The sequence below is a fragment of the Siminovitchia fordii DSM 16014 = CIP 108821 genome (genome assembly GCF_000374565.1).
Lineage (GTDB): Bacteria > Bacillota > Bacilli > Bacillales > Bacillaceae_C > Siminovitchia > Siminovitchia fordii.
The window spans coordinates 102,873-125,314 of the sequence record NZ_KB894694.1 but is presented as its reverse complement, the minus strand read 5'-3'; the positions used below and the strand labels follow the sequence as shown (position 1 = coordinate 125,314).

The window sequence follows — 22,442 nt, the reverse complement described above, 5'->3', positions numbered from 1 at the left end:
TAAATAAATTTATTCGGCAAAATCGTTTTTGTGAAAAACACCGAAACGGTCCCAGGCAGCTTCTATTTTCTCGAGGCGGGATTCGGCCTCTTTCATGCGCCCTTTTCCGATACATACCACAAGCGCATTGATCAGGCTAAGTGGAGCAGTAAATGAATCAATGAATGTCGGCATCTGGCTCGTTGCAGTTAGAGCTACATCAGCATAAGGGATCAAGGGTGAAAGCAAACTATCCGTGATACAAATGGTCTTTGAACCTCTTTCCTTCGCAAAGGTGATTGTCTGGATCGTGCTATTCGTATAACGTGGAAAGCTGATTCCGATGACCACGTCTTTTTCATTAAGGTTATATAGTTGCTCGGAAAGGTTTTCGATAGAGCGGACCATCTCTGCATGTCCTAGAATGATGTTTAAATAATATTGAAGGAAAATCCCCAACGACGCAGCGCTCCGGTTTGCTGCGATATATATTCTATCCGCATTCTGCAATAGACCAACAGCTTGATGGAATTTTTCTATGTCCAATTTTTCAATAGTCGACTTGATATTTTCCACATCGCCGTAAAAAATGTCATATATCCATTGGTCCCGATCATCATAGACATCTGTTGTCATCTTTAGCCTTTCCGTTGTGGTCAACTGCTTCTGAATTGAATTCTGCATCCTGGACTGCAACTCAGGATAACCCGAGTATCCGAGAAAGGAAGCGAACCGAACTACAGTCGCTTCACTCACACCGGCTTTTTTCGCCAAAGTAGCCACGTTTAAAAAAGGGACGACATTTGTATTGTTTAAAATAAAACTGGCAATTTTTTTATGAGATTTGCTCATTTCAGGTATTTTTTCAGCAATCAGGTTATAAATATTATCATTTTTCATCTCATTCATCCTTTAACTAACGTTGTCCTATGAGGTCTTCCAGATAAGGGATCCTCTTTCTTGTTTCCTCAATCAAATGAAAATTCACCTCATGGATCAAAATAAATGGTTTGTCCTTGGGTGCTTGAATCAATGTTTTTCCGTCAGGGGCAATCAGTTTGCTTTTCCCGCAGCTTCCTTCAAATACGGTATTTACACCCAAAACGAACACAGTGTTATCAAGGGCTCGGGCAGGGAGTTGGATATCCCATCTTGGTTCTGCGGATATGCTCCAAACCGATGGTGCGATAATCAACTGGACTCCCTGCAGTGCCAAGTGTCGGCTTGGTTCGGGAAATTCCATGTCATAGCAAATCAATAACCCGATTTTTCCGGTTGATGTTTGGATAGCTTCGTATTTTCTTTCTCCAGGAGAAAAGATGTCCTTTTCCCTTCCCCATAAAAAAGATTTTCTGTAACAAGCCAGCAGCTCTCCGGATTTCTCAATAACAGCGGTGGATATATAGAGGCTTTTATCTTCTTTTTCAATAAAAGGTATGACCAATACCACTCCCAATTCGGGTGCAAGCCTTTGAAACTGTGAAATCACAGGTCCTTCCCGTTCTTCGGCCAAAAGCTCAAATTCCCCTTTTGATAAATGATATCCGCTTTTCCAAAGTTCCGGCAGAACTATGATCTGAGCCCCTTGGGCTGCAGCATGTTTAATCATCTTAACGGCGGTGTTCAGATTTTCCTGCGGCTGGTTTGGTTTGGAGTGCATTTGGATGGCAGCAGCCAGAATAGACAAATTTAACACATCCTGTGCTTTTCTATTTAAGATATTACTTTTATCACATTTATGCAATATTTATTACATTTTCATTAAAAAAAGAAAATTATTTTTTAAGGGGGCAATTTTAGTGTATAATGAAATAAATATTTCATAATTTACATCATCAGGAAATTTATATTACCCAAAAGAGGTGCTTATAAGTGGCAATCAGTGAAAAAGGAATGGGGATCAAACATTTTGTAGAAAAAACCCCGAAGTCGCTGGAGTTTTATATGGAGGCCGCAAAAGTCATGCCGGGTGGTACAACTGCCAATATTAAATTTTTCCCTCCTTACCCAATCATTATGGAAAAGGGAATGGGAAGTCGCCTGTATGATTTGGATGGAAACGAATATATAGATTATCTGCTATCCTATGGAGCATTGATTCTTGGACACGGACATCCCAGGGTCCTGCAGGCGGTACAAAAGCAATTATATGAAAATGGCACCTATTTATTCGGAACCCCGCATCGGCTCGAAGTCGAGATGGGGAAGAAAATTCAACAGCTTTATCCAAGCATCGAGCTCCTGCGCTATACAAATTCCGGAACGGAAGCGACTTTGCTTGCCATTCGCATGGCATATGCCTACACAGGAAAAAATAAAATCGCTAAGTTTGAAGGCCACTATCACGGCGGATATGACCAGGTTCTTGTAAGTGTCAATCCGCCAGTAGAAAAAGCCGGGCACCCACTCCATCCAAAGTCGATAGCTGAGTCCAAAGGAATGGACGATTATCATGAAGAACATACGATTGTTTTGCCGTTTAATGATATAGATGCGGCCTCGGCCATTTTGCGAAAAAGACAAGGTGAGCTTGCTGCGGTTATTGTGGAGCCGGTTCAGGGAGGATTCATTCCGGCTGAGAGAAGTTTCATAGAAGGCCTTAGGGAATTGACGAAGGAATTAGATATTCTGCTGATTTTTGATGAAGTCAAAACTTGCTTTAGATTGGGGCTCGGCGGTGCGCAACAGTATTATAATATAAAACCGGATCTGACTGCACTTGGCAAGGCGGTTGGCGGGGGATACCCGATTGGAATTACAGGGGGCAGAAGGGATATTATGGAGGTAAGTCTTCCAAAAGCTGCTTCAGACGTATTTGACAACAGCCAAAGCAAACATTCCGATGCAAGGGATGTGCTTTTCCATAGCGGGACATATAATGGACATCCGTCCATTTTGGCAGCAGGACTTGAAACAATTGCAGTTTTGGAAGAAGAGATCAACCAAATCAATGAGGCAGCCGAAACGTTGAAAAAAGGGATCAGCAAGCTTTTTTTACAGAAAGGGATTGCAGTAAAGACATTGGGCCTGGGTTCTATCTTCAATCTGATTCTCACTGAAAAAGACAAAATATTAAATTACCGTGACTTGCAAAATGCTGACTTTTCATTAAGGAGAGAATTGGATTTTCAATTAATAAATGAGGGGATTTATACAAAACCGCTGAACAGATACAGCATTTCAAGTGCCCATGGGCAAGAAGAAATTGATAAAACTCTGGAAGCCTATGACAAGGTGATCAGAAGGCTATGATTAATGCTCCGCTTCTCAATTTGCAGAAGCGGAGCTGTTTATTTTTAAAAATATATTTCGATGTTCTTGATGATCTTTCACTTTTTAAAGCCATGCAAAACAGCAAAGATTATGCAATTCTGAATAGCGCTAGGCAGATATAATGAAGAAAACGTTATCAACAATCCTTTTATAGCATTGGCATAAATATTGCAAGGGTATATGATAACGCTTTTTCCACCAGGAGGTTACATAATTTTGACAAAAGAACAACGGCAAGATATAAAAAAACCTACATTACTTGTGGCTTTAATTCCAATTGGGTTTATGATGATTGCCCTTTTTACGGGGATATTCATATATGACGCAGATCCTCATATTCCGCTTCTTCTTAGTGCAGGGGTTGCTGCAATTGTAGCTCTAAGACTGGGGTATAAATGGAAAGAAATCGAAGAAGGTATGCTGGACGCGGTTCGGATGGCACTCCAAGCAATTGTCATCCTGATGGTGATCGGTGCGATCATCGGCTCCTGGATAGCCGGGGGAATTGTTCCAACAATGATTTATTACGGTTTGGATATACTAGCGCCCGGATATTTCCTAGTTGCCGCCTGTGCCATTTCCTGTATCGTTTCTATCGCTTCAGGGAATGCCTGGACTGCAGCAGGAACGATAGGGATCGCAATCATGGGAATTGGACATGGTCTTGGCATGAATCCGGCTATGGTGGCGGGGGCTGTCATTTCAGGCGTATATTTCGGGGATAAAATTTCACCGCTTTCCGAAACAACGAACTTGGCTCCGGGAATTGTCGGGGTTGAATTGTTTGAACATATCAAACACATGCTTTATACGACCATACCTGCTCTCGTAATTGCGTTGATCATTTATGCAGTGATGGGAATTAAATTTGCTGGGCAGGGGTCTGAAATCTCAGAAGTAAAACTTCTTCAGTCCCAGCTTGGAGAAATTTTTACCATATCACCGTGGTTATTGTTGGTCCCAACATTCATTATCATTATGATGATCTTTAAAATCCCTGCTCTCCCAGGATTGACTATCGGTTCTCTGCTTGGAGCATTTTGTGCCATTGTGGTTCAGAAGGTTCCTGTTGGAGACGCCATCAGCATTCTATACTATGGGTATTCCATCGACACGGGGATTGAAATTGTGGACAATCTATTGAACAATGGAGGCATTGAATCCGTTTTGTATACGGTTTCGTTAATCGTCATTGCCATGTGCTTTGGAGGGGTTCTGGAAAAGACAGGAATTTTTGAAGCGATTGTCCAGGGCATTTTGAAGCTTGCCAAAAAAACCGGAAGCCTGATTGCAACTACTGTCGCAACGTGTATCTCTGCAAATATTGTCGGATGTGACCAATACCTGTCTATCATTGTTCCAGGACGGATGTACGCTGCCGAGTATGAAAAACGCGGATTAAAGGCCAAAAACTTGTCCCGTACCTTGGAGGATGCGGGTACAATGACTTCACCGCTTGTTCCATGGAATACGTGTGGAGCGTTCATGGCTACTACACTTGGGGTAGCTACACTCAGCTATTTGCCTTTTGCGTTTCTATGTTTGATTAGTCCCATCATATCCATTATTTATGGGATGACGGGATTTAAAATAGAGTATAAGAATGAAGTGGCTGCAAAAGCCCAAAGTAAAAAAGATCAGCATGCAGTCGGTTAACGGTGTTAACTGCTGCATGTCCTTCTAAAAAAAATTGATCGAAACTTTGGTTTTTTCAAAAATGAAAGCGATTCCTTTTTTAGGAGTCTTAAAATCGGCTAATGAAGGGGGAGGATAGGGTTAATGGAAGAGATGATTTTAAGCCCTTGTGACGGAGTGTTGGTTACACTCCGTATTCAAGAAGATCTTATCCAGAAACGTTGCAGCACATTCTTTAAGATCAAGCAAAAGGATGATACCATTCTGGAAATCAAAAAGACCTATCAAGGAAGAATATCATCAGTGGAGGTGAGGGAGGGGGAGGAAGTAGTAAAGGGAATGGTATTGGCGTATGTGGAGGAATATGCCCTTGAAATATAGGGTCAACCGAATCAGAAACCATCCTTTAATGTCCAGAATCGATCTTTTTAATTTTTAACATCTAAAGGAGAATGTCCAAAATGAGATTCAAAAAGTTCAGTTTGCTTGTTTCAGCATTGGCGATTGTTTTGCTTGTTGCTGGTTGTGGAGGCAGCGGAGCCGGTAGCCAGGATGAAAATGTGGTCAATATTCTAAACTGGTCTGAATATCTGCCGGAAGAGTTGATCAAGCAATTTGAAGAAGAGACAGGAATCAAAGTAAATTACAGTACAATTTCTTCCAACGAAGAACTTGTGGCGAAGCTAAATGTGGGGAATGCAACCTATGATTTAGCCGTACCTTCCACTTATTTTGTTGAAGTGTTGATAAAAGAAGGCCAGCTGGAGAAAATCAACAAAGATAATATACCAAACTTGAAAAATATCGATGAAAAATTTATGGGGTGGGATTTTGATCCTGATGATGAATACTCTGTACCGTACATGTGGGGTACAGAAATCATTGCATACAATGAGGACTTGGTAGACTTTGAAATAAAGAGTTACAAAGATTTATTCAATCCAAAGTTAAAAGATGGACTTGTCGTGGTTGATGACCCTCGTACAATGCTTGGTGCTGCGCTAGAGATGCTCGGATATTCCGTAAACAGCACAAATGAAGATGAAATCATGAAGGCTGGGGAGGAATTGAAAAAGCTTATGCCGAATATAAAGGCATTCGACAGTGACAGCCCGAAAAATCTGCTTGTCAGTGGAGAAGTGAAAGCTGGTGTCGTCTACGGGGCTGAGGCGGCGCTGGCGATGAGAGAAAATCCAAGCATCAAAATGGTCATTCCTGAAGACCATCTTAGCTTGTGGCAAGATAACTTTGTCATTCCGAAAGATGCACCGCACAAAGAAAATGCAGAAAAATTTATCAACTTTATTCTTCAACCTGAAATAAGTAAAGAAATAACAATGGATTACCCATATCATAACCCGAATAAAGCGGCGCTTGAATTACTTTCTGAGGATATTCGGCAGGAACTGGAATTGACAGATGAAGACTTTAACAGAGGTGTTCATGCAACGGATGTCGGGGAGGCAATCAAGTATTATGACCGTGCATGGTCTGAGGTCAAACAGTAATATATAGAATCACAGTTGCAAAATTCGAAGGAGTGGAAGCATGAGCGGCAAATCTTTGTGGCAAGCAACAGCAAATGAAATGAAGAGAAGACCTGTCCAGCAAGGTGAGGAAACATGTGACGTTGTCATCATAGGTGGAGGCTTCACCGGACTTTCCGTTGCTTATCATCTGCAGCAAAGGAATGTAAAAACTGTAGTCTTGGAAGCCAACACTGTGGGATCCGGCGCAAGCGGAAGAAACGGTGGGGAAGTATTGATAGGATATGTTATGTCGATGCAGGCACTGGCCGGAAAATACGGCAGTGACGCCGCAAGGCAGATGTTTCAAATGTCATTGGACAGCATCGATCTGATTGAAAATATCATTCAAGAGGAAGGCATCCAGTGTGACTTTTTCCGGAACGGAAATTTGCTGGCAGCCTACAAACCATCACATTTGGATGGAATGAGGCGTGAACAGGAATTTTTATATAAAAACTATAACTTTGAAACAAAGATTGTAGAAAAACAAGAAATGCATTCTGAAATGGACTCCGATTTTTACCACGGGGCCCATATCGATGAAAAAAGTGCCATTTTCCATCCGTTGAATTATTGTCTCGGTTTGGCAAACGTGGTGGAAAAAAACGGCGGAACCATCTATGAACATTCGGAAGCGATTAACATTAAACGTGAATCTCATGATAGAGTGATTGTAGAGACGAATAATGGCCGTGTCATAGCCAAGCAGGTCGGAATGTTCGTAAACGCTTATACGACAGATGTCCACAAGCTGATAAAGAAAGCAATTGTTCCTGTAGAAAGCATTGTTCTTGCGACAGAGGTACTTCCGGAAGAGTTATGCAAGGAACTGATGAAGCATAACCGTGCAGCCTGTGATACGAAAAACTTACTGTATTATTTCAGGCTTTCCGCAGACAACCGAATGGTATTTGGGGGCTCGGGCCGTACGACTAGCAAGCGGGATGCCAAAAAGCTTTTCGAAAATTTACAAGCAGGTATGGTTGATGTCTTCCCGGCATTAAAAGATGCAAGGGTGGATTACAAATGGAGTGGGAAAGTAGGGTTTACTATTGAAAAAATCCCTTATATCGGCCAGTTGGATGACGGTACCCATTTCGCTTTCGGATATGCAGGGCATGGAGCTGCAATGTCCACTCTTTTAGGTAAAATAGTGGCCATGAATATGCTAAATGAAGGGGATAAAAACAACCCTCTTGACCGTTCAAATCTGAAACCCATCCCGTTTCACGGCATGAACGCAACTGGGTTGGGGATGATGAAGTATTACTTTAAATTTTTGGATTATATTTCCTAAAGAGAAAGAAGGAAGCGTCTATGATAAAACAATTGATTCTCGAGGGAACACCGCGTGAAATAGGAGAACAGCATGGCCGTGAAGGGAAAGAGCAGATTCAAGTCAGCTTGGGGACATATGAGAAGCTCTTCTACGGCTATCATCAAATCAGTTGGAAAGAAGCCCGTAATCGTGCACTTGTCCATCTCAAGGCAATTGAAAAATATGACTCTGAGCTGATTGAAGAGATGGAAGGGGTGGCGCAGGGAGCAGGCGTTGACTTCGAAGACATTTTGGCCTTGAATGCACGAAGTGAAATTGCGCTTACGGGGCGAAAAGACAAGATCTTTTCTGACGGCTGCACATCTATTGCTGTAACAGCCCCTGCCTGCGATGAAACGATTATTGGTCAAAACTGGGATTGGAAAGGCAGTCAGATTGACAGCCTCCTGCTTCTCCGCATTAAACAAAAAGGGAAACCTGATATCACCATGGTGACAGAAGGTGGGATCATTGGAAAAATCGGCTGTAATTCTTCCGGGGTTGCCGTCTGTCTGAATGCTTTGATCACTGACAAAAAGTCCAATGAAGTTCCCATCCATCTTGGCCTAAGGGCAGTGTTGAACTCCACGTCTTTCCATGAAGCTCTATCAAGAGTCAACAATGGCCAGATGGCATCTGCAGCCAACTTTATGATTGCAAGCCATGAAGGTGAAGGCATGTCTTTGGCGGCAAATGTTGAAGTTTCGCCTTTTGGCATCGATCTGATGGTGGAGCCGAATGGTACAGCCATTCATTCAAACCATATCCTTTCACCGGAACTGTTAAAAAACTTAGTTGATCTGAACGAATTTAAACATACAGATTCGATGATCCGGAAGCTGCGTGCAGAGCAGCTTGTCAATACGGCACTGGCAAAGGGAGAAACAATCAATGAGGGCCATTTTAAAAAGTGGTTCAGCGATAAATACAATTATCCAAACTCTATTAATCATTTCCCGAATGAAAATGCACCGGAACATCGCCGTTCAGAAACAGTCTTTTCTATCATCATGAACCTGTCAAAGCAGAAAACGCTGTTTTGCGTCGGCAAGCCGGCCATCGGATCATATGAAGAAATTTAATATGGGAGTAAAAAACAGAGAGAGCTTTTTCTCTCTGTTTTTAAAAAATGACGTTGCCTGCTTATCGTTGCGCAGACTGGAATGCCACTAACGATAGAGAAAAGAGGGGTAGCCGGCTCAGAATAGGAAGTGGTACAAAGTTTACTAGTCGATAGGTTTTGAAGATGGACGTAGCATTTAGTAATAAAGTTTTCTGGCCTAAAAAGAGAGGGAGTGGGGCATTTATGAGTGAAGTGGATACTTCCCATTTTCAAAAAGAAATCATTGTCCGTAATATCAGGGAAGAGGATATAGAAGAAGTTGTAAAAGTGGCCAATTTGAGCTTTGGCATTCCGGGTGTCGCCTTTGAGGCAAAGCATTATAGGAGTCATATTAATATTTTTCCTGAAGGGCAGTTTTGTGTAGAATACGATGGGAAAATCATAGGAGCATGCTCCAGCATTATCATCAATTTTGAGGATTACGGAGAAGACCATACAATTGATCAAATTTCCGGAAACGGCTATATACAAAATCATAACCCCCATGGAAAGAACTTATATGGATTGGACGTTGTAGTCCACCCCGATTACCGAACTTTAAAGATCGGCCGCAGGTTATATGAAGAGCGGCGGAAACTTTGCCGGAAATTTAATTTGAAAAGCATTTTATTTGGCGGCCGCATGCCCAATTATTACAAATACGCCGATAAATTGACGCCCGAAGAATATGTCGATCAGGTAATCAAGAAAAAAATATATGATCCCGTCATCGTTTTTCAGACAATGAATGGGTTCAAATTTAAAAAGGTGTTGAAAAACTATCTCCCCCATGATGAAGCCTCTTTAGAAAATGCAACGTTAATGGAGTGGGTGAATGAGGATTATGTCCCTCCATCACACAAAGATTACAGACACTCTTTACCTGTACGTATTTCTTCCATTCAATATGATTTTAAAGAAGTTCAGTCTTTTGCAGACTTTGCGCAGCAGTGCGAGTATTATGTCCGAAGCAGTTCCAAGGTGAGATCCGATTTCGTTCTATTTCCGGAAGCGATTACAATGCAGCTTGCAGCTTTTTCAAAGGAAAGGTTTCCAAGCGGCCAGGCACAGAAGGTGACCACTTATACGGAAGATTATATGCAACTGTTTTCTGATTTGGCTGTAAAATACAGTATCAATATTATTGCCGGATCGCACTATGTGGAAGAAGATGACGAGATTTATAATGTCTCCTATCTGTTTAGGCGTAACGGTACATTTGAGAGACAATATAAGCTTCATGTGGTACCCGCTGAGAAAAGTTGGCTAGGGATCCAACCAGGGGAAGATGTAAAGGTATTCGACACGGATTGCGGAAAAATCGCAATATTAATAGGTTATGACATTCTGTTTCCGGAACTTGCCAGAAAAGCTGCTGAACAGGGTGCGCAAATCATATTTACACCATTCGCGGAGGAGAATGAACAAGGCTATTTGCGGATCCGCTATTGTTCCCAGGCAAGAGCCATTGAAAATCAAGTATATACCGTTATTTCCGGGGCATCCGGCAATATGACGACTATTACACTAGCAGATGCAAAATATGGACAATCAGGTATTTTCTCGCCGGTGGATTTCTCCTTCCCGAATGCAGGAATCATAGCCGAAAGTCATCCGAACGTTGAAGCTGTCGTAGTAGGGGATGTTGATTTGGAAATATTGCGGAGAAATCGGGAGACCGGATCAGCGACGCCGTTTAAGGATAGGAATCAGCAGCAGGAGGCAGAGTCTGCATCAATGAATTAAACGGATTCTTTGCACTAATTTGAAGTTTTTCTTTGATAGATTGTATGTTGCCGTTGCTTTATTCTGTGCCGGGCTTCTGCTCGGCTCTTTAGCTCAAAAAAATTAGGGGGGAATGGCCGTAATGAGGAAACTGCGTATAAAGTCAATCATTTTTGTAATCGTTACCATTATGCTGGGGTTTGTTTTGACAGGATGCGGAAGCAGTACTGGAGGTTCAAAAAAGGAAGTTGTCAACATCATGAACTGGTCCGAGTATTTGCCGGAACATCTAATTGAGCAATTCGAGGAAGAGACCGGAATCAAAGTGAATTACAGTGAGATTTCTTCTAACGAGGAGATGATTGCAAAGCTGAATGTCAGCGGCGGGGACTTTGACCTGGCTGTGCCGTCCACATACTTCGTTGATGCGTTAATTAAGCAGGAAAAACTGGAAAAAATTAATAAAGATAATATCCCCAACCTGAAATATATAGGTGAAGATTATCTGGGATGGGAGTTTGATCCTAATGACGATTATTCGCTTCCTTATATGTCAGGAACGGAGATCATTGTTATAAACGAAGAACTTGTTGATAAAGATGTGGAAGTAAAATCTTATAAGGACCTGTTTAATCCATACTTTAAGGACAGTCTTGTCATTCTTGACGATCAGCGTACAATGTTGAGCGCCATGCTGAGCATGCTTGGGTACGATCCAAACAGTACGAAAGAAGAAGAAATCGTAGCAGCAGGCGAAGAACTTAAAAAGCTGACACCTAATATCAAAGTATACGACAGTGACAATGCCAAAAATCTTTTAATCAGTAATGAAGTCAAGGCAGGAGTCGTCTATGGAGCTGAAGCCGCACTTGCAATGAGGGAAAATCCAAACATCAAAGTCGTTATTCCTGAAGATTTTCTGAGCTTGTGGCAGGATAATTTCGTCATTCCAAAGGGAGCGAAGAACAAAGAAAATGCAGAAAAATTCATTAATTTCATCTTTGATCCAGAAGTGAGCAAGGAGATTACTCTCGACCACCCTTATATGAATCCTAATGAAGAAGCAATGAAGCTGTTGCCGGATGATATTCGCTCAGAGATTGAACTGACAGTTGGAGATGGAATTGATCATCCAAAGGCGGCACATGCAATCGATGTAGGGGAAGCTCTCCAAGTGTATGACCGAGTCTGGTCTGAGGTGAAACAATAGATTCGATTATGGGGGATGGTGAATAAACCGTCCCTTTCAAGAATGATAGGAGAACCGTAATCCTTTTCCATCGATTTTGAGGATAAAAGAAGAGCAAAACACTTATGAAAAAGATCAGAATAATTCATAAGCAGAAGATTATTACAACCATGGATGAAACTGATGTGTGTGGCTGGAGCTGAAACTCTTTCCAATTCAAGGCAATCAAAAAACAGTTGTTATTTTGCGAGGGGTTTAGCATCAGTGATACATTAAATCAAACAAAAATTCAGAGGAAACCAAATGGTTTCTGCCTACTATTGAATTTTAACTAATGTTACAAAAACAAAAGTGCTTCAAGGGGGAAATGCGATTGGACAAAGCAGATATGATCATTCAGGGAAATCGTATTTTTACTGGGAAGGAAATGTTGGAAGGCGGTATAGCGATCAAAGATGGAAAGATTATCGAAGTATGCGAACCTCACTGCATAGAACAATATATAGGCAGTGAGACTCAAGTTTATAAGTTTGATAATCAAACGATCATGCCTGGCTTTCATGACTTCCATATCCATTTGACATTGGGATGTCTTTTTGAGGACTATGTTAATCTTACTGATGCCCGCTCAGCGGAGGAAACAGCCCAAAAGGTGAAAGAATTTGCTGACAGCCGTCCGGAAGATGATTGGATTCTCGGGTTCAGCTGGTACCATATTTTCTGGGATAAAAAGGAGATGCCTGACAGGACTATTTTGGATGAAGTGATTCCAGACCGCCCTGTATTTCTATTAAATGCTGAATGCCACGGGGCATGGCTCAACAGCAAAGCGCTGGAGCTGGCGGGGATTGATGAAGATACGGAGAACCCACCATTCGGGATGATCTTGAAAGGGGAAGACGGGAAGCCAACAGGGATTTTGTTGGAAACGGCTATGAGCCTTGCTGCTGATCAGGCGTTTAATATCCCGGAAAAGAAGGCTGTTGAATTGATGGAGCGTTTCTTAGCCAAGGCAAATCGACTAGGGATTACATCCGTCAGTGATATGCTGCCTCTTCCAGGTTTTGAAGTAGGCGATCTCTCTCTTTATCGGAGATTTGAAGAGGAAAACAAACTGACGGTCAGAACTTTTTTCCTCAGCCCACTAAATGGAGATTTATCGCAAGCAAGAGAGCTGCGTAAAAAATATCATTCAGATGTATTGAAGTTTTCAGGATTGAAACAATTTCTCGACGGTGTGGCGACAACATACACAGCTTTAATGGTTGAACCATATTCCGACAATCCTTCCGAAAAAGGGGAGGCATTCCTGCCGCCTTCGCTTTTGAAGCAATGGGTGACGGAGGCTGACCGTGAAGGTTTCCGTATTCGGCTGCACGCATGCGGTGACGGAGCGGTGCGGCTTGGTCTGGACCTATATGAAAAGGCCAAGGAGAACAACGGGAGTCGGGATTCCAGACATGTAATCGAGCATATTGAGGTGATCCATCCAGATGATATTGATCGTTTCGCCCATTTGGGCGTCGTTGCTTCCATGCAGCCGGAGCATATGGCCATCACGGAAAAATATGAGGACAATGTCTATTTGACAAGAATGGGGAAGGAACGCGATCCGTATACATGGCCGATTAAAACACTGGCTGATTCTGGTGCGGCTATGGCGTTTGGAAGTGACTTTCCTGTTGTTGAGCTTAACCCGATGCTGGAAATTTACCGCGCTGTTACACGCAAATTTAACGATCGAGAGCCGCAAGAAGGCTGGAATCCAAAAGAAAAAATCCCGTTGGAGGAAGCTTTAAGGTATTATACTGCAGGTCCTGCCTTTGGGAATTTTATGGAGGACAGGCTGGGAACGATAGAGAAGGGGAAGCTGGCAGATTTGATTGTTATGGATCGGGATTTGTTTGCAATAGAGCCTGAGCAATTGTTGGAAGTGCAAGTAAGCCTCACCGTTATGAATGGGAAAGTGGTTTATAAAAATAAAGAATGGTAAATGGGGGACTTTGAATGAAGGCGGAAACTGAATTTAAACAGGTACTTACTCTGTTTCCTGTCGTACTCTTCGGATTAGCATACATGGTTCCGATGACCGTTTTTACAACATACGGCATCGTATCACAGCTTACACTGGGGATGCTGCCGGCAGCATATATAGCGACTTTATTGACAATGCTGTTCACAGCTTACAGCTACGGCAGAATGGTCAAAGCTTATCCGTATACAGGATCTGCCTATACCTATGCACAAAAATCACTCAATTCCCACATTGGTTTTTTTACAGGATGGATATTGTTGTTGGATTACTTATTCCTTCCCATGATCAATTACCTGGTAATCGGAATCTATTTAAATGCCGAATTTCCATCGGTGCCTAACTGGATTTGGGTTATTTTGGCCATTTTGATCGTAACATTTATCAATATCAAGGGAATAAAAGTGGTTACGAATGTCAATTTCTTTTTAATCGCGTTTCAAATTATTGTGATTGCCTTTTTCTTGATCCTTTCTATTAAAACAATTTTAAGCGGGGGAGGAACGGGTACATTATTTTCAACATTGCCTTTTTTCAATCCCGAAGGTTCGACTTCTTTAGTTTTTGCGGGTGCTGCGATTTTATGCCTGTCTTTTTTGGGATTTGATGCAGTCACGACTTTATCGGAAGAAACGGTAGATGCAAAAAGAAATATTCCCAAAGCTATTTTTCTTGTCACCATTGTCGGAGGTGTTCTATTCATCATAGTTTCATATATTGGGCAGATGGTTTACCCGGACTATATGGCATTTGAAGACCCGGACTCCGCTCCGCTTCAGATTGCTGTCTTCATCGGAGGGAATCTGTTTAAAGCCATGTTCCTTGCGGGTTATATCCTAGGCTGTTTCGCTTCAGCGACTAGTTCCCATGCCAGTGTATCCAGGCTGCTTTTCGCAATGGGGAGGGACACGATTCTTCCCAAAAAAATATTTGGTTATATTTCTCCAAAATACAGAACACCAGTATACAGTACGGTAATTGTGAGCCTGCTGGCCCTGTCTTCATTGGTATTTACTCTAGATACAGTTGCTTCTTTTATAAGTTTTGGAGCACTTGCCGCTTTCACTATTGTTCATATATCCGTTATTACTCATTACTTTTTTAGAAACAGAAGACGTTCAATGATAGACTCCATTTTATATTTGGTGATTCCATTAATCGGAATTGTGCTTTGTGTCTGGTTATGGACCAGTCTTAGCGGAGAGGCATTTATGTTGGGGATAAGCTGGTTTATTATAGGCGCCATATATTTGGCATATTTAACAAAAATGTTCAGGGAAAAACCGCCCGAGTTAAGCTTTGATGAAAAGGTGTCTTAAGGGGGGCGTTTCGGTTGTATAAAAAATGGTATGTCTTTGATGAGGATAAACCTGTTCAAGCTGTTGTCAGAAACTATACAAAAGGTGACTTTCAGGAGCTGATAGATGTTCAGAGGGAAAGTTTTCCTCCACCTTTTCCGTCAGATCTCTGGTGGAACGAAGAACAGTTGAAAGAGCATGTCGAAAAGTTCCCGGAAGGCGCTTTATGCGTGGAGGTTGACGGGAAAATGGCGGGGTCGATCACCGGGCTTATGATTGACTTTGACCCAGGCCAGCCTGAGCATACATGGTCGGAGGTTACGGACGACGGATATATCCGTAATCATAACCCCGATGGAAACACAATTTATATTGTAGATATTTGCATTAAACCTGTTTTCCGCAAATTAGGCCTTGGCAAATGGCTGATGCAATCGATGTACGAAGTGGTTGTGCACAAGCGGTTGGAACGTTTGCTGGGTGGTGCCCGGATGCCTTTTTATCATAAATATCAACATGACATGGCCGCCGGAGAATACTTGAGTCGTGTCATGGAGGGGGACATCAAAGACCCGGTCATAACCTTTTTATTGCACTGTGGGCGTACTCCCGTCCAGGTTTTGCCAAGCTATATAGAAGATGAAGAATCATGTAACTATGCAGTACTGATGGAGTGGAAAAATCCATTTCAGCACTTTGAGTCTTAAATAGCAAAGACGTATTGTTTATTGGAAACAATACGTCTTTGAATATAAAATGAAGCAGGGAGCGGCAATGGTTGGAAGAATCCAAAGCAGTACACAAAAGAGATACTCCCCTAAACAAACGTTTAAGTGTTGGGGAAACGCAGAAACCATGTAGTTGTTCCGGTTTCATCAAATTACGCGTGTTATTTAATCAAACGTTTGATTTGAGGCCTTATCTTCCGATTTTCCACCCAGCTTTCCCTTGATTGATGAACGTAATACTTTTTGCATGAGGTAAGCTTTATTTTAAAAATCATTCAGATGAACGATAGAAAAACCAAAAGGCAACAAAGCCATAGAATTTTCGTTGTATTTATTGTTTTATCTCAGACCAGGCTCTGTCGTAATCCAGTACGGCTTTACCTAGATCTTTTAAAAACTCTCCTTTCTTAAGCTCTTCGTCAGGCGGATTGACGGCTGGGTGTTGCATGATTTCGTCGCCAATAAGCTCATGAGCTTTCTTGTTTGGATTGGAATAAGGGAAATCTTCTGTTATTTCAGCGCTGATTTCCGGCCTTAACACAAAGTCGATAAAGGCTTCCGCTGTACGCTTATTTGGAGCTGCCTTTGGGATAATGAAGCAGTCAATGCCTAAATACATGCCTTCTTCCGGTAGTACCGTTTCGATAGCTGGATTTTCGCGGTACGCAAGATAAGCTTCCGCACCCCAGACGATTCCTGCTTTGGCTTCACCATTAAGGAGCATCGTTTTCTGTGTGTCACTGTCAAAAGCTTTGATGTTGGGGAGCAAATCGATAAGAAGCTCTTTGGATTTTTCAATGACCTTAGGATCAACCGAACTCATGGATTCTCCCTGCATTTTATTGGCGATGCCCAGCATGACCCGTTGGTCATCCAATACGACCAAGGAATTTTTGAATTCCGGCTTCCACAAATCCTTGTAACCTGTGATTAAGGTGTCCACAGTATCTTTATTGTAGGCAATAAAAGCTCCTCCCCACATATAAGGGACGGAGAACTCATTGCCCGGATCAAAAGACTTATCCAAAAATTGATCGTCGATGTTATGGAGGTTAGTTATGTTATCGTGATTGATCGGGTCAAGTAGTTCCTCATTCCGCATAATTTCTACCATATAATCTGTTCCTACAGCAATATCATAACCAGAGGCTCCAGCGTTGATTTTTGCCAACATCTCATCATTGGATGAGTATGTACTGTAGTTTACTTTGACCCCATATTCTTTTTCGAACTTTTCGATTACGCTATCCGGCATGTACTCAGACCAGTTGAATAAATTCAGTTCCCCTGTTAGTTGCTCCTTGTCACTGTCTTTATTTCCAGATACTTCCTGAGATGCGGGAGGACTTTTTTCACCGCAGCCCGTCAAAACAGCACTGAGTAGAAATAAAAAAACAAGCGGCCAAGCAAATGGTTGACATCCCTTTTTTGTCATTTACTTACTCCTTTCGCTGAATGTGGGTTGTTTGTAAGTTTAAAATAATCAATTAATTTAATCTTAAAGTATGGAGGAAGAAACTCCCTCCATACTTTGGACTATTGAGATCCTTTTGCTTCCGACCAGACGCGGTCATATAATTGGATCGCTTCACCGATATCCTCGATATACTCAAGGCGCTCAATTTCTTCGTCAGGCGGATAAATGGCAATGTTATTAAGAATATCTTCGTCAATCAACTTCCGGGCTTCCTTGTTTGGATTGATGTATGGCTGGTGTTGGGCAATTTCCGCACTGATTTCTGGCTCTAAAATAAAGTTGATAAACTTCTCTGCCAGCTCCTTATTTTTGGCATCCTTCGGTATAACCCAGTTGTCCATTGTAATAAGAAGACCTTCTTCAGGAATAATGGTCTCGAAGTTCGCTCCTTCCCTTTGGGCCAAAGCGATCTCCGGTCCCCATACAAGGCCTCCGGAAGCTTCCCCATTTACCATCATCTGTTTAGGACTATCACTGTCAAACGCTTTTATATTTGGAAGGAGTTCCACCAACTTTTTCTTCGCTTCCTCGAGATGTTTTGGATCTGTATCATTTGCACTGTATCCGAGAGACTTAAGGATCATCCCGATAATCATGCGCTGGTCATCCAAGACAACCAATTTATTTTTCAATTTCGGGTTCCATAAATCGGTATAGCTTTTAATTTCTGACACATCCATTCCAATTGAATCCGGGTTGACGCCTAGGGATAAGGTATTTCCCATAAATGGAACAGAATATTTATTCCCGGGATCAAAATCCTGGTCAATATAGTCGGCTATCAGGTTATCGAAATTTGGAATGTTCGATAAATCAATCGGTTCAATCATATCGCGCTCAACCATGGCAGGGACAATATAATCGCTTGCCATGGTAAGGTCATATACGCCCCCGCCAGCTGCAACCTTAGCCAGCATTTCTTCGTTGGATGAGAACATGCTGTAATTCACTTTTACCCCATATTCCTCCTCAAACTTTTTAATGGTGACTTCCGGAATGTACTCTGTCCAGTTAAAAACATTCAACTCTTTTGATTCTTTTCCGCCAGAAGTATTATTTGTTCCGCATCCTGATAAAAAAATACTTGTCATCAGGAAGACTAAGACCATGGCTACGATAATATTGCCATTCTGCTTTTTCATACAACGCCTCCTCCTATGGAAAGCTCCAAAGTATCGTAAAAATATTACTTTTTTACTGCTTGATTTCAGACCAAGCGCGGTCATATTCCAGGATGGCGTCTTCAATGTCTTTGAAAATATCGCTCTTCTTCAAGAATTCTTCGTTGGAATAGACAGCAGGGTGTGTCATGATATCTTCGTCAATCAGTTCATGTGCTGCACGGTTCGGATTTGCATAAGGGAAGTCTTCGATAATTTGTGCACTGATCTCTGGTTTTAAAATAAAGTCGATAAAAGCTTCTGCGTTCTTTTTATTTGGTGCTCCTACAGGAATGACGAAGTTGTCCATCCAAATATTTGATCCTTCATTAGGAAGTACGGTTTTAATGGAGGGGTTTTCTTTTTCCGCCAAATAAGCCTCTGCGCCCCAGACAATCCCTGCTTTGGCTTCACCGTTTACCAACATTGTTTTTGGACTATCGCTATCAAATGCCTTGATGTTTGGAAGTAAATCCATCAACAGTTCTTTGGATTTTTGAATGACTTTGGGATCGGTTGCATTCATCGACTCGCCTTGAAGTTTATTACCGATACCAATTAGAATCCTTTGGTCATCAAGTACAACTAGAGAGTTTTTAAATTCAGAATCCCATAGATCTTCAAAACTTGTAACCTCTTTTTTAACTGTATCTTCATTGATGGCAATCACTACATTCCCCCACATATATGGAATGGAATATTCATTATCCGGATCAAATTCCTGATTCAAAAATTCAGGATCCAGATGATCAAAATGGGTGATGTTTTCCTTGTCCACCTTTTCAAGCAGGTTTTGTTTCTTCATTATTTCAACCATGTAATCACTTGCCACCGAGAGATCATAACCTGCTGCACCAGCGCTGATCTTGGCAAGCATTTCTTCATTGGATGAATAAACGTTGTAATTGACTTTGACTCCGGTTTCCTCTTCAAACTGTTTGAGTATCTTATCAGGCATGTATTCAGACCAGATAAATAAATTCAGCTCGCCTGATAGATCTCCTTCACCGCCGTTTTCTGAACCGGCTTTCTCTCCTGATGATCCGCTTTTCCCACATCCTGCCAAGCCGAAACCGACAATCAATGTCAAAATCAATAGGATGATATATTTGTTATTTTTTCTTGTAAAATTCACAATATTTACCCCCTTTTTATTTTTGAGAATTCTTTTCGCCTTAATTGGCCGGTACTTGGGAAAGTACCGGCTATATTATATTGAATTGGCTTTGTTAATTATTTGTTTAGTCTGAGTTGAGCGAACACTGCGATCGATAAGGTAATGACTAGCATTAAAGTGGAAAGTGCATTGATTTCCGGTGAAACACCGAACTTCACCATTGAGAAAATTTTCAAAGGCAATGTTGTACTGCTTGGGCCGGCGACGAAGAAACTAATGATTACATCATCAATCGAAAGTGTAAAAGATAATAGCGCACCAGCCATGATACCTGGGCCTATAATGGGCAGCGTCACCTTTGTAAAGGTGTGCCATTCGTTGGCTCCAAGGTCCCTTGCAGCTTCTTCCATTGATGGATCGAAGCCTTCCAATCTTGCCCTGACAATAACGACAACGAACGGAATACAAAACGTAATATGAGCAATAACCAATGTCGTAATTCCCAGAGGGACGTTAACGAGCGCGAAAAAGGCCAGTAAAGAAATCCCCATGACAATTTCGGGAATGACAATGGGAAGATACAGCATACCATCAAGCGCGGTCTTGCCTCGGAAATGGAACCGGTACATACCGACGGCTGCGACTGTACCGATCATTGTAGCAACGATAGTCGAGACGAAAGCGACTGTCAAACTGTTCTTGGCTGCTGCCAGGATGTCGCTGTTTTGCATCAGTTTTCCATACCATTCAAATGTAAAGCCGGTCCACACAGCATTTAATCTTGATTTGTTAAAAGAAAATACGATCAAGATGATAATTGGAACATACAAAAAGCTGTAAATAATCAATGCATAAAGAATCGATGGCAAGTTTTTTAATCGAAGATTCATCTACAACACCTCGAGTCCTTTTTTATTGCCGCCGATCCTTAAGTAAATAAGGATGAAAATTAATGTAAGCACCATTAAAATCATGGATGCTGCAGATCCGAACGGCCAATCTCTTGCTGTTAGGAACTGGTTTTTAATCAGGTTTCCGATCAAGAGAGATTTGGACCCTCCCATTAAATCCGGAATGAAGAACAATCCGAGGGTAGGGATGAATGTAAGCAGGGCTCCAGCAACTACTCCCGGCATTGTGAGAGGAAGAGTTATCCTTGTAAACGTTTGCCAAGGTTTCGCACCTAAGTCACTGGATGCCTCCAGCAGTGATTTATCCAATTGTTCAATGGAAGCATAAAGCGGCAATACCATGAACGGAAACAGTGTGTATGTCAATCCTACCATTACAGCTCCGTGGTTATACAGCATGGCAAGGGGCTCGGAAATAATGCCTATCTTCATTAAGATGATATTAATGACCCCTTCTGTGCGTAAAAGTACAATCCATGCATATGTCCTGACAAGTGAATTTGTCCAGAATGGGACCATGACAAGCATAATCAAAAATGCGCGGTATTTCTTCGGCGATCTTGCAATGATATAAGCAAAAGGATAGCCGAAGACCAGGCATAAAATAGTTGTAAAACCTGCTATGACCAGGGAATCCCATAAGATTTTCAAATAAAGGGGATCAAAAAAACGGGTATAGTTTTCAAACGTAAAGGTGTATTCCACACCTCCATACAGTCCCCTTGTGGCAAAACTGATCAGCAAGATAAAAAGAAGCGGAAATATAAAAAACAGTACAAGCCAAAAAGTAACAGGCGATAGTGTCCACGCCATTCCGAATAACCTTCCGCTCTGACGCTTCCTTTTCTTTGATACTGCAGTTGCTTTATCTCCTGGTGCAATATTGGTCTCCATCATGCAATGATCACCGCCTTGTCAGGCTCCCAGTTTACATATACGTCTTGATCAACGTTGAAGGAATGAGCCACTTCTGGGGTTTCGTTGACTGTGACTTGATAGCCGCCGGGAAGGGAAACGACAGTTTTGATGACAGAGCCTACATAAATATGTTCAACGACTTTTCCTGGAATGGCAAAATCGGATCCGTTCGTTTCATTGTGAAGGTGTATCCTTTCTGGACGGATGGCCATTGAAACTTCTTCATCCAGAGATACTGGATTTGTAGGAACGATCGGTATTTTGTGACCTGAAAGATCGAGATACGCATGCTTTTCATCCAACTCAACAACCTTGCCCTCAAACAAGTTCGTTTCACCAATGAAATCTGCAACAAAGCGTGACGCAGGGCGCTCGTATATTTCATCTGGTGATCCAAGTTGTTCAATGATTCCCCCATTCATGACAGCAATCCGGTCAGACATGGTCAGGGCTTCCTCTTGATCATGTGTAACATAGATAAAGGTGATACCGAGTTTCTGTTGTAAATGTTTCAATTCAACCTGCATTTGTTTTCGGAGTTTTAAGTCCAACGCTCCAAGCGGCTCGTCTAGGAGTAGTACTTTTGGACTGTTTACCAGAGCACGGGCTATGGCGACACGTTGTTTTTGTCCTCCGCTGAGCTGGTCGGGTTTACGCTCGGCGAAACTTTCCAGTTGAACTAATTTAAGCGCTTCCATTACGCGGCGCTTAATATCATCCTTGTCCACTTTCTTCATTTTAAGACCAAAAGCTACATTATCAGTTACATTCATATGAGGGAATAAGGCGTAACTTTGGAAAACTGTGTTAACATCCCGCTTGTGTGGAGGGATATTGCTTACTTCTTTCCCATCTATAATGACTTCACCGTCAGTCGGCTGTTCAAATCCGGCAATCATCCGAAGAGTTGTAGTCTTTCCGCACCCTGAAGGCCCCAAAAGGGTGAGAAACTCCCCGGCCTTGATGTCCATGTTAATATTTTTTACTACAACATTGTCATCGAAGCTTTTGACGACATTGTTCAATTTCACCATTAGTTCACTCAAAATAA

Annotated in this window: 19 protein-coding genes; 11 read left to right on the top strand and 8 right to left on the bottom strand. The window is 42.0% G+C overall.

From position 1 onward, the window contains the following. Positions 1-9: 9 nt before the first annotated feature. Together C509_RS0114290 and C509_RS0114285 are read right to left on the bottom strand one after the other, a co-directional pair. Positions 10-879 carry a MurR/RpiR family transcriptional regulator gene (locus C509_RS0114290; protein WP_018707607.1) on the bottom strand — a complete coding sequence of 290 codons (870 nt, stop codon included), beginning with the start codon at positions 877-879 and terminating at the stop codon, positions 10-12. Positions 880-895: 16 nt separating this feature from the next. Then, positions 896-1,675 (bottom strand): nitrilase-related carbon-nitrogen hydrolase, encoded by a 780-nt coding sequence (locus C509_RS0114285; RefSeq protein WP_425423165.1) that lies wholly within the window; start codon positions 1,673-1,675, stop codon positions 896-898. 176 nt (positions 1,676-1,851) lie between these two features. Here C509_RS0114285 and C509_RS0114280 point away from each other — a divergent pair, with 176 nt between their 5' ends. The 11 genes from C509_RS0114280 (at position 1,852) to C509_RS0114225 (ending at position 15,787) form a co-directional block, all read left to right on the top strand. Then, complete coding sequence (locus tag C509_RS0114280; RefSeq protein ID WP_018707605.1) at positions 1,852-3,231, top strand: aspartate aminotransferase family protein; 1,380 nt, start codon at positions 1,852-1,854, stop codon at positions 3,229-3,231. Positions 3,232-3,468: 237 nt separating this feature from the next. Then, positions 3,469-4,908 (top strand): Na+/H+ antiporter NhaC, encoded by a 1,440-nt coding sequence (gene nhaC / locus C509_RS0114270; RefSeq protein ID WP_018707603.1) that lies wholly within the window; start codon positions 3,469-3,471, stop codon positions 4,906-4,908. A 123-nt stretch (positions 4,909-5,031) separates the two neighbouring features. Then, complete coding sequence (locus tag C509_RS0114265) at positions 5,032-5,268, top strand: biotin/lipoyl attachment domain-containing protein (RefSeq protein ID WP_018707602.1); 237 nt, start codon at positions 5,032-5,034, stop codon at positions 5,266-5,268. A gap of 80 nt (positions 5,269-5,348) precedes the next feature. Beyond that, entirely contained in the window at positions 5,349-6,395 is a 1,047-nt protein-coding gene (locus C509_RS0114260; RefSeq protein ID WP_018707601.1) for an ABC transporter substrate-binding protein, read from the top strand. A gap of 40 nt (positions 6,396-6,435) precedes the next feature. Further along, positions 6,436-7,713: an NAD(P)/FAD-dependent oxidoreductase gene (locus C509_RS24015; protein WP_018707600.1), complete on the top strand. Its 1,278-nt coding sequence runs from the start codon at positions 6,436-6,438 to the stop codon at positions 7,711-7,713. A gap of 20 nt (positions 7,714-7,733) precedes the next feature. Next, the gene (locus tag C509_RS24010) at positions 7,734-8,816 is read left to right on the top strand and encodes a C45 family autoproteolytic acyltransferase/hydrolase (RefSeq protein WP_018707599.1); all 1,083 of its coding nucleotides are present in this window, start codon (positions 7,734-7,736) and stop codon (positions 8,814-8,816) included. Between the two features lie 224 nt (positions 8,817-9,040). Next, the gene (locus C509_RS0114245) at positions 9,041-10,582 is read left to right on the top strand and encodes a bifunctional GNAT family N-acetyltransferase/carbon-nitrogen hydrolase family protein (protein WP_018707598.1); all 1,542 of its coding nucleotides are present in this window, start codon (positions 9,041-9,043) and stop codon (positions 10,580-10,582) included. A 121-nt stretch (positions 10,583-10,703) separates the two neighbouring features. Next, the gene (locus C509_RS0114240) at positions 10,704-11,771 is read left to right on the top strand and encodes an ABC transporter substrate-binding protein (RefSeq protein ID WP_018707597.1); all 1,068 of its coding nucleotides are present in this window, start codon (positions 10,704-10,706) and stop codon (positions 11,769-11,771) included. A gap of 346 nt (positions 11,772-12,117) precedes the next feature. Further along, positions 12,118-13,743, top strand: coding sequence for an amidohydrolase (locus C509_RS0114235; RefSeq protein ID WP_026319868.1), 1,626 nt, complete (start codon positions 12,118-12,120; stop codon positions 13,741-13,743). A 14-nt stretch (positions 13,744-13,757) separates the two neighbouring features. Then, on the top strand, positions 13,758-15,101 hold the full coding sequence (locus C509_RS0114230) for an APC family permease (RefSeq protein ID WP_018707595.1): 1,344 nt from the start codon (positions 13,758-13,760) through the stop codon (positions 15,099-15,101). Between the two features lie 14 nt (positions 15,102-15,115). Next, entirely contained in the window at positions 15,116-15,787 is a 672-nt protein-coding gene (locus tag C509_RS0114225) for a GNAT family N-acetyltransferase (protein ID WP_018707594.1), read from the top strand. A gap of 352 nt (positions 15,788-16,139) precedes the next feature. Here the strand turns inward: C509_RS0114225 and C509_RS24005 are convergent, their stop codons facing one another. The 6 genes from C509_RS24005 to potA all read right to left on the bottom strand — a co-directional run bounded on the left by C509_RS24005 (position 16,140) and on the right by potA (position 22,437). After that, positions 16,140-17,243, bottom strand: a complete 1,104-nt coding sequence (locus tag C509_RS24005; RefSeq protein ID WP_018707593.1) for a polyamine ABC transporter substrate-binding protein — start codon at positions 17,241-17,243, stop codon at positions 16,140-16,142. Between the two features lie 101 nt (positions 17,244-17,344). Further along, the gene (locus C509_RS0114215) at positions 17,345-18,427 is read right to left on the bottom strand and encodes an ABC transporter substrate-binding protein (protein WP_018707592.1); all 1,083 of its coding nucleotides are present in this window, start codon (positions 18,425-18,427) and stop codon (positions 17,345-17,347) included. Between the two features lie 52 nt (positions 18,428-18,479). Next, complete coding sequence (locus C509_RS0114210; protein WP_018707591.1) at positions 18,480-19,580, bottom strand: polyamine ABC transporter substrate-binding protein; 1,101 nt, start codon at positions 19,578-19,580, stop codon at positions 18,480-18,482. A 98-nt stretch (positions 19,581-19,678) separates the two neighbouring features. Further along, positions 19,679-20,452 carry a spermidine/putrescine ABC transporter permease PotC gene (potC, locus tag C509_RS0114205; protein WP_018707590.1) on the bottom strand — a complete coding sequence of 258 codons (774 nt, stop codon included), beginning with the start codon at positions 20,450-20,452 and terminating at the stop codon, positions 19,679-19,681. Continuing rightward, complete coding sequence (locus C509_RS0114200) at positions 20,453-21,286, bottom strand: ABC transporter permease (protein WP_154654420.1); 834 nt, start codon at positions 21,284-21,286, stop codon at positions 20,453-20,455. Between the two features lie 80 nt (positions 21,287-21,366). Continuing rightward, positions 21,367-22,437: a spermidine/putrescine ABC transporter ATP-binding protein PotA gene (gene potA / locus C509_RS0114195; RefSeq protein WP_018707588.1), complete on the bottom strand. Its 1,071-nt coding sequence runs from the start codon at positions 22,435-22,437 to the stop codon at positions 21,367-21,369. Positions 22,438-22,442 lie beyond the last annotated feature (5 nt).